General features: G+C 62.1%; 13 protein-coding genes. 11 read left to right on the top strand and 2 right to left on the bottom strand.

Annotated features, from left to right (window positions below; genetic code table 11):
• Positions 1 to 168 precede the first annotated feature (168 nt).
• Positions 169 to 1,005, top strand: coding sequence for a DMT family transporter (locus tag ACZ5U1_RS07230; protein WP_464779988.1), 837 nt, complete (start codon positions 169 to 171; stop codon positions 1,003 to 1,005).
• On the opposite strand, the gene ACZ5U1_RS07235 is transcribed toward ACZ5U1_RS07230, so the two are convergent.
• On the bottom strand, positions 997 to 1,428 hold the full coding sequence (locus tag ACZ5U1_RS07235) for an OsmC family protein (protein WP_464777814.1): 432 nt from the start codon (positions 1,426 to 1,428) through the stop codon (positions 997 to 999). The genes ACZ5U1_RS07230 and ACZ5U1_RS07235 overlap by 9 nt on opposite strands.
• An 86-nt stretch (positions 1,429 to 1,514) precedes the next feature.
• Between ACZ5U1_RS07235 and ACZ5U1_RS07240 the strand changes: the two genes are divergently transcribed.
• From ACZ5U1_RS07240 to ACZ5U1_RS07255, 4 genes are all read left to right on the top strand, one after another.
• Positions 1,515 to 1,880: a PRC-barrel domain-containing protein gene (locus ACZ5U1_RS07240; RefSeq protein ID WP_464777815.1), complete on the top strand. Its 366-nt coding sequence runs from the start codon at positions 1,515 to 1,517 to the stop codon at positions 1,878 to 1,880.
• 138 nt (positions 1,881 to 2,018) lie between these two features.
• Positions 2,019 to 2,693: an RBBP9/YdeN family alpha/beta hydrolase gene (locus tag ACZ5U1_RS07245; RefSeq protein ID WP_464777816.1), complete on the top strand. Its 675-nt coding sequence runs from the start codon at positions 2,019 to 2,021 to the stop codon at positions 2,691 to 2,693.
• A gap of 96 nt (positions 2,694 to 2,789) precedes the next feature.
• A complete protein-coding gene (locus ACZ5U1_RS07250) occupies positions 2,790 to 2,981 on the top strand; it encodes a YezD family protein (protein WP_464777817.1) in 192 nt (63 codons plus the stop codon).
• 174 nt (positions 2,982 to 3,155) lie between these two features.
• The gene (locus ACZ5U1_RS07255; RefSeq protein WP_464777818.1) at positions 3,156 to 5,636 is read left to right on the top strand and encodes a TonB-dependent receptor; all 2,481 of its coding nucleotides are present in this window, start codon (positions 3,156 to 3,158) and stop codon (positions 5,634 to 5,636) included.
• 102 nt (positions 5,637 to 5,738) lie between these two features.
• On the opposite strand, the gene ACZ5U1_RS07260 is transcribed toward ACZ5U1_RS07255, so the two are convergent.
• A complete protein-coding gene (locus ACZ5U1_RS07260) occupies positions 5,739 to 6,743 on the bottom strand; it encodes an IS30 family transposase (RefSeq protein ID WP_464777819.1) in 1,005 nt (334 codons plus the stop codon).
• A 154-nt stretch (positions 6,744 to 6,897) separates the two neighbouring features.
• Between ACZ5U1_RS07260 and panB the strand changes: the two genes are divergently transcribed.
• The 6 genes from panB (at position 6,898) to ACZ5U1_RS07290 (ending at position 12,126) form a co-directional block, all read left to right on the top strand.
• Positions 6,898 to 7,770, top strand: a complete 873-nt coding sequence (gene panB / locus ACZ5U1_RS07265; RefSeq protein WP_464777820.1) for a 3-methyl-2-oxobutanoate hydroxymethyltransferase — start codon at positions 6,898 to 6,900, stop codon at positions 7,768 to 7,770.
• A gap of 74 nt (positions 7,771 to 7,844) precedes the next feature.
• Positions 7,845 to 8,543, top strand: a complete 699-nt coding sequence (locus ACZ5U1_RS07270; RefSeq protein ID WP_464777821.1) for a tetratricopeptide repeat protein — start codon at positions 7,845 to 7,847, stop codon at positions 8,541 to 8,543.
• Positions 8,544 to 8,553: 10 nt separating this feature from the next.
• Positions 8,554 to 9,903 (top strand): PQQ-binding-like beta-propeller repeat protein, encoded by a 1,350-nt coding sequence (locus tag ACZ5U1_RS07275; protein ID WP_464777822.1) that lies wholly within the window; start codon positions 8,554 to 8,556, stop codon positions 9,901 to 9,903.
• A 116-nt stretch (positions 9,904 to 10,019) separates the two neighbouring features.
• Complete coding sequence (gene der, locus ACZ5U1_RS07280; protein WP_464777823.1) at positions 10,020 to 11,399, top strand: ribosome biogenesis GTPase Der; 1,380 nt, start codon at positions 10,020 to 10,022, stop codon at positions 11,397 to 11,399.
• Positions 11,386 to 11,601 carry a sulfurtransferase TusA family protein gene (locus ACZ5U1_RS07285; RefSeq protein ID WP_464777824.1) on the top strand — a complete coding sequence of 72 codons (216 nt, stop codon included), beginning with the start codon at positions 11,386 to 11,388 and terminating at the stop codon, positions 11,599 to 11,601. The genes der and ACZ5U1_RS07285 overlap by 14 nt, the downstream gene beginning before the upstream one ends.
• 84 nt (positions 11,602 to 11,685) lie before the next feature.
• Positions 11,686 to 12,126: an Hpt domain-containing protein gene (locus ACZ5U1_RS07290; RefSeq protein ID WP_464777825.1), complete on the top strand. Its 441-nt coding sequence runs from the start codon at positions 11,686 to 11,688 to the stop codon at positions 12,124 to 12,126.
• Positions 12,127 to 12,152: the final 26 nt, after the last annotated feature.

Consider the following 12,152-nt stretch of genomic DNA (forward strand, 5'->3'; position numbering starts at 1 on the left):
CAAAGGCGAGCGATCATTATCACGGGGGTGGTTGCGTCATCCTGTCCGCCGGTTAAAGCGACCTGCGTGCAACCCCCCGCCCCCATCAGCCCGCCGGAGGAGCTTCCGCCCCCACCCCCCGCGCGAGAGGAGCATCCGCTCAAGGGCATCGGTCTGCGTCTGCTGGCGATGATGTTCATGGCGGTCATGTTCGCGCTGGGCAAAGTCGTCGGCACACGCGGCGTCAGCCTGATCGAACTTATCTTCTACCGCCAGGCGCTGGCTCTGCCGCTGATCGTCACCTGGGTCGCAATGACTGACGGCCTTCCATCGGTCCGCAGCAACCGTCTTGGCGCCCATGTCAGCCGCACCGTGCTCGGCCTTACCGGCATGGTCCTCAACTTCGGCTCATACCTGCTGCTGCCCTTGACTGAGGCCACGGCAATCGGCTTCACCATGCCGATATTCGCCACCCTGCTCTCCGCGCTTCTGCTGCGGGAAGCGACAGGCCCGCATCGCTGGGCCGCCATTCTGCTGGGCTTCGTGGGGATCATCATCATGGTCCGCCCAGACGGCGCCCACTTCCCGCCGCTGGGCCTTGCCGTCGCGCTTTCCGCCGCTGTCATCACCGCCTGCATTGGCCTGCTGCTCCGTGACCTGGGTCGTACGGAAAGGACCGGCGCCATCGTCTTCTGGTTCACGACGCTCTCCATCCCGCCACTCGGCATCCTCATGCTCTTCGTTGGAAAGGCGCATGATCCCATGACCTGGGCCATGCTGATGGGCGTCGGCGTCACTGGCGGCATTGCGCAGCTGTGCATGACTGGGGCGCTGCGTCATGCGCCCGTGTCGGTCGTGCTGCCGATGGACTATAGCACGATCATCTGGTCGACCATGCTTGGCCTGCTGATCTGGGGCGAATGGCCCATGTTCACGACATGGATCGGGGCTGCGCTCATCATCATGAGCGGCCTCTACATCGCGTGGCGGGAACATATACGCTCCCGCCGTCCCGCTTCAGCCTAGCAGTTCCGCGTCCAGGCTGATGTCCGCATTAAGCAGCTTCGACACAGGGCAATTTTCCTTCGCCTTCGCCGCCAATTCCTGAAACTGCGCGTCGTCAGCACCCGGAATAGTGGCCTTCAGCGTCAGCTTGCTTGACGTGATGGCAAAGCCTCCCTCCTGCTGCTCCAGAGTGACGACAGCATTAGTCTCCATCTTGTCCGCCGTCAGTCCAGCTTCGCCCAGGATCAGCGACAGCGCCATAGTGAAACAGGACGCATGGGCAGCGGCGATCAACTCTTCCGGATTGGACCCGGGCACGCCTTCAAAGCGCATCGCATAGCCATAGGGGTGCGCGTCCAGCGCGCCGCTCTGCGTCGAAATCGCGCCCTTTCCGTCCTTCAGGCCGCCGCTCCATACCGCCGAACCACTGCGATTGATCTTCATGTCATCCTCCTACGTGAAGAGTGGGAACCCCGATGATCCTGCCCGGTTTCATCATCATAGCCTGATTCGCATAAAGGAGGGTGACAATGACTGACCCTGCAATGGAAAATCCCAGCGACCTGATCGCGTCCGACCGTGTGGAAGGAACAGTGGTCTACAACCGCGAAGGAGAAAGATTGGGCCATATCTCCAACTTCATGGTGGCAAAGGGCAGCGGTCAGGTGCGTTACGCCGTTCTGTCCTTTGGCGGCTTCCTCGGCCTTGGCCATGATCATTACCCCATCCCATGGTCGATGCTGAACTATGACACGGAAAAAGGCGGCTATGTCGTTGATCTGAGCAAAGAGGTGTTGGATAACGCCCCTCGTTACATGGCGGACAGCCGACCGGATTATGACGAGGCTTATGGCCGCAACGTCTTCTCCTATTACGGCCTCATATATCCTTGGTGACAGGCGTGACGGCGGCTTTCCTAAGCTGAACGCCAGATGAATCCAATCGCCCAAATTTGGACACAATTGATCGCTGAAGCATTGTCTACCTAATGAATAGAATATACGTCCGGGCTGTAATTGGACGAGGATCAAACCATGGACCGATTCGGACATCTGGGCGACGCGCGCAATCCTGTCGTGCTGACCATACCGGGTCTCAACAACAGCGGCCCCGATCATTGGCAGACCCTTTGGGAGGGCATGCGCGGCGATTGCGAGCGTGTCGATCTGGGCAGTTGGGCCAGCCCAAACCGCAATGCATGGGTCACTCGCCTTGATGCGGCGATCCGGGAAGTTGAAGGACCGATCATCCTGGCCGCGCACAGCCTGGGCTGCCTCGCCGTCGCTTGGTGGGGCGCGTTACAAAGCCAGGCTTATGGCTGGCCGGTGACGGGCGCATTGCTGGTCGCGCCGCCTGATTGCGACAGGATGGAAACGCCCGAGACTATCGGCGGCTTTGGGCCGACGCCACGAGCACAGCTACCCTTCCCGTCGATCGTCGTCGCCAGCCGCAATGACCCTTATATCTTCTTCGAACGCGCCCACAGTATCGCCAAAAACTGGGGCAGCAGCTTTGTCGATGCGGGCTTTAGCGGACATATCAATGCTGAAGCCAATCTTGGCACATGGGATTTCGGCCAATCCCTGCTGGAACGGCTGGTCGACAACGCACATGAACAGGCTTCGCTCATGCGGCAGATGCGGCCAGCCATTCCCCTCGCCCATCATCAACATGACCGCAAACTGGCGGCGATGCGGTTGATCGGCTGAATTTTAAAGGGCGCGACAAGGCAAACTTGGGCGCCCTATATATTTGCTTTTTTGTCTATTAAATTAGTTGAGATAAAAGCAGGCCATGAGGTGCTTATGAGTGATAGCCGATCAACAGAATTTGCCCGCAACGGCCGCGCAGATGGTCAGCGGGCGGACATTTCCGTCAGCATCGAAAAGGTTCGCGGCGTTCTTGAAGCACTGCGTTTCGGGTCGATCACATTGACCGTGCATGATGCCCGCGTCGTCCAGATCGATGTGACGGAAAAGACTCGCCTAACCGCCTGAAAAATGCGGGGGCCTTTAAGGGTCGCAAATGCAGGCCGCCGGACATGCGGTAAATAACAGGCGGCAGGGGGTGGGCCGCTAACTGTCCAGTACCATTCCCAGACCATCGGTGTTGACCGGCCAACCGGAAACGCCGCGATCAACATTCACCGGACCTCCGGAAGGGGAATTATTATGATTGCGCGTTCTCTGTTGCTCGCCGGTGTGGCGAGCGCATCCATCTTTGCGTCCAGCGTCCATGCCGAGGAAGCACCTGCGCCAGCCGCCGATGCAGCTGTCCCGGCCGCAGACCCGGCCGAGCAGGCCTCCAGCCCTCGCGGTGAGGTGATCATCGTCACCGCCCGTCGCCGCCAGGAAACGGCGCAGGAAGTGCCGCTGGCGATCTCCGTGATCAAGGGCGACAGCATCGAAGCCACCGGCAACTTCAACGTGGTGAAGCTTCAACAGCTTGCGCCCACCTTGCAGGTCTATACCACCAATCCCCGCAACACGTCGGTCAACATCCGTGGCCTCGGCGTGCCGTTCGGCCTCACCAGCGACGGCTTTGAGCAGGGCGTCGGCATCTATGTCGATGACGTCTATAACTCGCGCGTCGCCGCTGCGACCTTCGATTTCCTCGACGTCAGCCAGGTGGAAGTGCTGCGCGGCCCGCAGGGCACGCTGTACGGCAAGAACACCACGGCAGGCGCCATCAACATCACGACCAACCAGCCGACCTTCGATTTCGAAGGCCGTGCTGAACTGAGCGTTGGCAACCTCAACTACCGGCAGGCGAAGGCCGCCATCTCCGGCCCGCTGTCCGACACGATCGCCGCGCGCCTGGCGGTTGCGGCGACCAGCCGCCGTGGCACCCTCTATAACGTCACGTCGCAGCGCTGGATCAATGAACAGGACAATCTGGGCCTGCGCGGCCAGTTGCTGTTCAAGCCCAATGATGATTTCAGCATCACCCTGTCAGGCGATTACAGCAAGCAGGACCCGGAATGCTGCGGCACGACCTTCGTCCGCGTCGGCCGGACGCAGCGCCCGCTCACCCGTCAATATGACGCACTCGCCGCCGCGCAGGGCTATGTCGTGCCCAGCCGCAATCCCTACGATCGCCTGACCGATCTCGACAGCAACCTCAACGCTGGCAACAAGATTGGCGGCGTGTCGGCACGGGTAAAGTGGGATGTCGGCCCCGGCACCCTGACCTCGGTCACTGCCTGGCGCTTCTGGGACTGGAAGCCGGAAAATGACCGCGACTTCACCGGTCTGCCCATCGTCTCCAAGTCGCAGAATCCCTCGCAGCAGGACCAATATAGCCAGGAATTCCGCTACAATTACGAAAGCCAGAAGATCGACTTCGTGGTCGGCCTCTTCGGCTTCAAGCAGCGGATCGACACGCAGGGCACCGAACAGCAGGGCAGCGCCGCGGCCCAGTGGAGCCTCGCGCCCTCGCCCGACCCCCTGAACCCGGCCAACAACCCCGCGACGCTTGCAGGCCTCACCGCCAGCAACACCCAGTGGCTCAAGAGCGAAAGCGCCGCGCTGTTCGGTCAGCTCAGTTGGAAAGTCACCGACGCTCTGACGCTTCAGCCCGGCCTGCGGCTCAATTATGACAAGAAGTCGGGCTTCTACCAGCGTGTCGTGACGAACGCGCAGGGACAGGCGATCAGCTGCACCACACCCGCTGCGCCCGGTACCATTGCGGGTACGTCGCAACAGTGCGGTGTCTATCAGCCGCAGGTCAGCGCGCCTTCGGACAGCGCGTGGAACTTCACCTATGACTTCAACGTCAACTACAAGATCGCGCGGGACATCCTCGCCTATGCGACCTATGCCAAGAGCTTCAAGACGCTGGGCATCAATCAGAACGGCTTGCCGCTTAACCTCGACAATACGGTCAATTATGACGCCGCAACGGTGAAGCCGGAATCGGTCCAGCATTTTGAAGTCGGCCTCAAGACCCAGCTATGGAATCGCCGCGCGACCTTCAACATCTCCGCCTTCCGCACCACGATCAAGGATTTCCAGGCGACCGTGAACGGCGGCCAGTTCGGCACCGTGCGCGGCTATCTCGCCAATGCGGAAAAGGTCCGGTCGCAGGGTATCGAGGCGGACTTTAAGGTGGTCGCCAGCGACCGCTTCACCGCCTATGCCAACGCCGCCTACACCGACGCCAAGTACAAGAAGTTCACCAACGCACCCTGCCCGCCCGAACTGTCCGGTGGACCGTCGCAGCCTTCCGGAGCCACGCCCGATTATTCGCAACCGGGCGTTCCGGGCGCGGCGAGCCCCCGCCAGTGCGACATCTCCGGTCAGGATCTGCCCGGCGTGTCGAAATGGGCTTTCTCCTACGGCGCGGAATATAACATTCCGGTCACGCTGCTGGCGAAGGAAGGTCAGGTCTATCTGGGCGTGGACGGCAATTACCGCTCGCGCTGGAACTCCAACGCCTCGCCCTCACGCTATACCGGGGTAAAGGGCTATGCTCTCACCAACTTCCGGGCAGGCTTCCGTGGCGAAGGCTTCGATGTGTTCGGCTGGGTCCGCAACGCCTTCGACGTGAACTATATCGAAAATCTTCAGATCGCCCCCGGCAACACCGGCCTCATCGCTGGCCAGCCCGGCGATCCCCGGACCTGGGGCGGAACGATCAAATTCTCGTTCTGATACCGTAACGATGTTCACCCCTGCGGGAGCGGCACAGGCCTGCCGCTCTCGTTCTTTTTGAAGACAGAAATTCGTCATCCCAGCGAAAGCTGGGATGTAGATTCACGTTTGAAGTGCAACATTTGGATTGAAGCGAGAGAATGCCTCTGCGGGGGTAAGGAAGTCGAGACATTTTCTTGGCGTATGATTGTATCGCTGTATGGCAGCGAGGATATCATCGGGGGTGATGGCATCGAGGTTGGTTTTGCGCGGCAGGCTGCGGCGGAGGCGTCCGATGGCATTTTCGACGCCGCCTTTCTGCCAGGGTGATCGGACATCGCAGAAGAAGGTCTGGATGCCGATCTGGCTTGCGAGCTGGTGATGCCGGGCGAACTCGGGTCCATTGTCGAAAGCGATGGAGCGCCGGAGGGTTTTGGGCAGGTCGGCCAGCATGTCCGCCAGATGGCCTGCGGTTCTGCGGGCCTTTCGATCCTGTGGCCGGTGGATGATCGTGAACCGGGAGGCGCGTTCATGGGCGACCAGGATGGCCTGGCCATAGCGGGCAAACAGCATGAAATCGGCTTCCCAATGGCCCGGGCTTTGCCGGTCGTCGGCGTCGGGCGGGCGCTCGGTCAACGGGCGGCGCTGCTGGATGATATCGAGCATGCTGCCCCCTTGACGGGGATAGCGGCCGCGCCTGTGGCGGGCGCGTGGCAGCATGCGATGCCAATAATCCTTCTGTGCCGAACGGTGGTAGATGAAGCGGTAGATTGACTCAGGGCTGATGAGGGTGCGACCATGTTCGCGCGTCAATCGGCCTGCGATCTGCTCGGGGGACCATCCCATCGCAAGGCCGTCCCTCACAAGGCCGCGCAGGTCCGGTTGGCGTTCCAGCTTGAAGCGGCAATCCCATCGGCGCCTGCGTTCGGCAAGCTGCTGGGCGCGGACAGGCTCATAGCCACCGGGCCAGACCTTGGTTCGCACGCTGTTGCGCCGCAGTTCGCGGCTGATCGTAGCCGGTGCCCGCCCGAGATGCGCCGCTATGGCTCTTTGCGATTTACCGCCTGCATGCAGGCGGTAAATCTCGATCCGCTCCTCAAGGCTGAGCTGGCCATATCTCTGTCCCATCGCAACAACACCCTAGCAGGTGTTGCACTTGTTCCGTGAACTCAGGGGATCTCAGGCGAAGGGGGTACAGTCTGGCTCAAGGAGATCCAGCTTTCGCTGGGATGACGAATTAGCCGGATTTGCGCCCGCAACCCCACTGGGGTACATCGCTCCCATGTCCACCACCTTCACGCTCGACACCTCCACCAGCCGCGCCAATCCCACCCCGGCGCCGATGAAGCGCCTGACCGTCCCAGCGATCCAACGCCGCAAGGCCGAAGGCAAAACGGACGAGCCGCTGGTGATGCTGACCGCCTACACCGCCCGACAGGCACAGCTTCTTGATCCCCATTGCGACATGCTGCTCGTCGGCGATTCGCTCGGTCAGGTGATCTACGGCCTGCCCTCGACCCTTGCCGTCACGCTCGACATGATGATCGCCCACGGGGCCGCCGTCGTCCGGGGCAGCTATCACAGCCTCGTGCTCGTCGATATGCCCTTCGGCAGCTACGAAGCCTCCCCCGCCCATGCCTTCGCCAGCGCCAGCCGCGTCATGGCCGAAACCGGTTGCGCCGCCGTCAAGCTGGAAGGCGGTCAAGCAATGGCGGAAACCATCGCCTTCCTTACCCAGCGCGGCATCCCCGTGATGGCGCATGTCGGCCTCACGCCTCAGGCGGTGAACGCCCTCGGCGGCTATGGCGCGCGCGGCAAAAGCCAGGAAGAACATGCCAAAATCATGGACGACGCCCGCGCCGTCGCTGCCGCCGGAGCCTTCGCCGTCGTTCTCGAAGGCGTCATGGAGGACCTCGCCGTCGCCATCACCGACAGCCTCGACATCCCCGTCATCGGCATCGGCGCGTCGGCCCATTGCGACGGCCAGGTGCTGGTCGCGGAGGACATGCTCGGCATGTTCGAACGCGTGCCGCGCTTCGTGAAACGATACGAAAATATAGCCGACACCATCAGTGGCGCGGCCGAACGCTATGCCGCCGAAGTGCGCAATCGCAGCTTCCCAACGGCCGATCAGGTCTATCGCCCCAAAAAGTGATTTGCGCTAAGCGCCACCGCCGCTATTGATCGCGCCTTCCGCGAGCTTTTTCTGACGCATATCTGGAGACCCACGTGGCCCTGACGCCGCAAAATAGCGAAGCATTCATGCGCGAGGTCGATGAGGCCGTGCGTCAGGACCAATTGCTGACCTTCTGGCAGCGCTTTGGCCGTTGGATCGTCGCGGCCGTCGTCATCGGCCTCGTCGCCTTTGCGGCATGGCTCTATTGGCAGCATTACAGCGCCACTCAATCGCAAGCCGTGTCCGAGGAAATGGACAAGGTCATCTCGGCCGCTGCGGGCGGCGGGACGCCTGATGCCAAGCAGCTCGACGCACTGACCGACGCCAGCCAGCCCGGCTTCCGCGCGTCAGCCCTGCTCGTGAAGGCTGGCGTCGCCGCTCGCAAGGGCGACAGCAAGGGTGCGATCGCCGCTTACAAGGCTATGGCAGCGGACAGCTCGCTTGATCAGCCCTATCGCGACCTCGCCTTGATCCGTCAGACCACGCTGGAGTTCGAGACGCTTCAGCCGCAACAGGTGGTCGATCGCCTTAAGCCCCTCGCCGTTGAGGGCGCGCCATGGTTCGGCAGCGCAGGCGAACTGGTCGCCATATCCTATATGAAGATGCGCAAGCCCGATCTTGCTGGCCCGCTGTTCGCGGCGATGGCAAAGGATGCCACCGTGCCTCAGTCGATCCGTTCACGCGCGCGACAGATGGCGGGCTTATTGGGCATAGATGCAGTCGAAACGCCGACCGTACCGGGACAGGGATGAAGATAAGCGCATGGGGATGCACAGCATGACGAAATTTGCGGGCACGCGCCGGGTCCTGACCGTCGCCGCGATGGTCGCGCTATTGGCGGGCTGCGGTATCGTCGGGGGCAAGAAGGGTGGACCCAAGACCCCCGTGGTCGGCAACCGCGTATCGATCCTGACCAACGAGCAAGGGGTGGAGGTCGATCCGACGCTGGCCGATGTTTCGGTCACGCTTCCGGAAGCCTATGCCAATGATCAATGGTCTCAGCCGGGCGGCGGCCCCTCCAAGGCGATGGGCCATCTAGCGCTAAGCGCTTCCCCCGCCACCGCCTGGACCAGTTCGATCGAGGGGAGCACGCCGCGCGCCCGCCTCGCCTCCTCCCCGGTCATCGCCAACGGCAAGCTCTACGTCATCGACGCGGGCGCCCATGTCATCGCCTTCGATGCGGGGACTGGCGCGAAACTCTGGCAAACTGCCCTGCCCGCCGAAGGCAGCGGTCGCGCCTTGTTCGGCGGCGGCGTCAGCATCGTCGATGACAAGGTATATGCGAGCACCGGCGTGGGCGACGTAGCCGCGCTCAGCGCCGCGAACGGCTCCATCCTGTGGAAGAAGCGCCCCGGCGGCCCTCTGCGTGGCGCACCGACGCTCGCCAATGGCCATGTCTATGTCATGGGGCAGGACAACCAGATTTTCGCGCTCAACCAGAGCGATGGCGAAGTCCAATGGACCGACAGCGGCACGTTGCAGGTGACCGGCGTGTTCGGCGTCGCCGCCCCCGCCGCTGCGCAGGGCACGGTGATCGCGGGCTATAGCTCGGGCGAACTCACCGCGTACCGCTATGAAAATGGCCGCACGCTATGGGGCGACGCCCTTTCGCGCACCAGCATTTCGACGGCGGTGGCATCGCTTACCGACATCGACGCCAATCCGGTTATCGACCGTGGCCGCGTCTTCGCCATCGGTCAGGGTGGCCGCATGGCCTCCTATGAGCTGGTGAGCGGCCAGCGCCTGTGGGAAATCAACATCGCGGGCATCTCGACGCCGTGGGTTGCGGGCGAATGGGTATTCGTCGTGACCAGCGACGCGAAGCTGCTTTGCGTCGCCCGCGCGACCGGCAAGATTCGCTGGATCAGCCAGCTTCGCCGCTGGGAAAAGGAAAAGAAGAAGGCGAACGCCATCCGTTGGACGGGTCCCGTTCTGGCAGGCGGTCGCCTGATCCTGGTATCCACCCATGGCGATCTCAACTATGTCGATCCGGCAACGGGCGCCGTTCAATCGGCTGTTGATATGGACAAGTCCATGTCGCTTTCCCCCGTTGTCGCCAACAACATGCTTTATATCCTTGCTGACAACGGCAAGCTGACGGCGCTTCGTTAACGCCCACGATAATGTTAGATAATCGTGCTCCTGCAAGGGCAGGAGCCCAGTTCCACGTCTTGGACTGGGTTCCTGCCATTGCAGGAGCACCAGTGTTTTAAAGGAAACGGGCTATCATGCTGCCCACAGTTGCCATTGTAGGGCGGCCCAATGTGGGCAAGTCCACCCTCTTCAACCGGCTCGTCGGCAAGAAGCTGGCGCTGGTCGATGACCAGCCCGGCGTCACGCGCGATCGGCGGGAAGGGCAAGCGAACCTGCTTGGCGTCGAATTCACCATCATCGACACCGCTGGTTATGAGGACGAAGACCCCCAGACCCTGCCCGGCCGCATGCGGATGCAAACACAGGCGGCGGTCGAAAATGCCGATGTCGCCCTGTTCGTCGTCGATGCACGCGCTGGCATCACCCCGTTGGACGAGGAAATCGCCCGCTGGCTGCGCGAAGGCGACGCGCCCGTCGTGCTGATGGCCAACAAGGCCGAGGGCAAAGCCGGTGACGACGGCGTGATGGAGGCATTCAGCCTGGGCCTGGGCGACCCCATCCCCTTTTCCGCCGAACATGGTCAGGGACTTGCCGACCTGTTCCAGGCACTCCTCCCCTATATCGACCGGGAGGATGAGGAAGAAGAGGAAGCCGAACCGAGCGAGGCCGATCTAGAGGCCGCTCCGCTTAAGCTCGCCATCGTCGGCCGTCCCAATGCGGGCAAATCGACACTCATCAACCGGCTGCTGGGCGAAAACCGCCTGCTGACCGGCCCGGAAGCGGGCATCACCCGTGACTCGATCGCGGTCGACTGGGAATGGACCGACCCGCGCGATGAGGAAGCCGACCCCCGCCCCGTCCGCCTGATCGACACGGCCGGCATGCGCAAGCGCGCCAAAGTGCAGGACAAGCTCGAAAAGCTCGCCGTTTCGGACGGCCTGAACGCTGTGAACTTCGCCGAAGTCGTCGTGCTTCTGCTCGATTCCACGCGCGGCCTTGAGGCGCAGGACCTTCGCATCGCCGACAAGGTGCTGGAGGAAGGCCGCGCCCTCGTCGTCGCGCTCAACAAATGGGACACGGTGGAACATGGCTCTGCCCTGTATCAGGGCATCAAGCAGGCGCTTTCCGACGGCCTCGCGCAGATACGCGGCGTTCCGATCATGACCGTGTCAGGCGCGACCGGGAAGGGGCTGGACGACCTCATCCGTGTCGCCTTCGAAACGCGCACCGCCTGGTCGCAGCGCGTTTCCACCGGCATACTCAACCGCTGGTTCGAACGCGCGCTGGAGGCCAATCCGCCCCCCGCCCCCGGCGGCAAGCGGATCAAGCTGCGCTATATCACTCAGAACAAGACCCGTCCGCCTACCTTCGTACTGTTCGGCACGCGTCTGGACGAACTGCCGGAAAGCTACCGGCGCTATCTCGTCAATGGCATCCGCAAGGAACTGGGCTTCGGCGCCGTGCCCGTGCGCCTTACGTTACGCAGCGCGCGCAATCCCTATGCCAGCAAATGATACCGCCTATGTGAATGCCAGGGGAATGAAATGCCCTTGGCCCGCCCTGCGCGCTGCTCGGGCGATGAGGTCGGCCGACGCGGTAACGGTTGAAGCAGACGATCCCAACGCCGCCCGCGAATTGGAGGCGCTTACCCGGCAGCATGGCTGGAATTTCTCCGCCGCTGCTGGCGATCGCTTTGAATTGTCGCGTAAATCCTGACGCCACCCTTCTTCTGACACCACCGCTTAACCTGCTGTTTACGCACGGCTTCTATTCTGAAGCTGCAACAGGGAGTGTGACAGGGTGTCGTATCGAGAGGCAGAACTGGTCAATCAGGCCGATCTGGCAAAGTCCCGGTCGGAACTGGGCAGCGCATTTCTCCGGATTCTCAGCTATTTTCGTGAGGATGGCGACAAGGCCATAAGCGCGATCGAGCAGGCGATCCGCGAACGCGACGCCATCGCGCTGGTCACGCCCGCTCACACATTGAAGGGCGAATCGGCTCAATTTGGTGCCCACCGCCTGAGCAGCATGGCCGAACGCATTGAGATGGTCGCACGCCGCTGCGTCGAAACACGCGAGGGTCCTGACGAATTGATCGAGGTTGTCGTCAGCCTGCGGCCCTGCTTTACCGAAACAATGTCCCTCCTCGATCGCGACTCCAATCCGTTGGTCGCGCGTCGTCCCGCCACATTCGGCCGCCGATCCGAACCACCGTCGCAGGGGTTCGGACGCGTAGGCTGATCTGAGACGATATCTAGGTATTGAAA

The sequence above is a fragment of the Sphingobium sp. TomTYG72 genome (genome assembly GCF_055394715.1).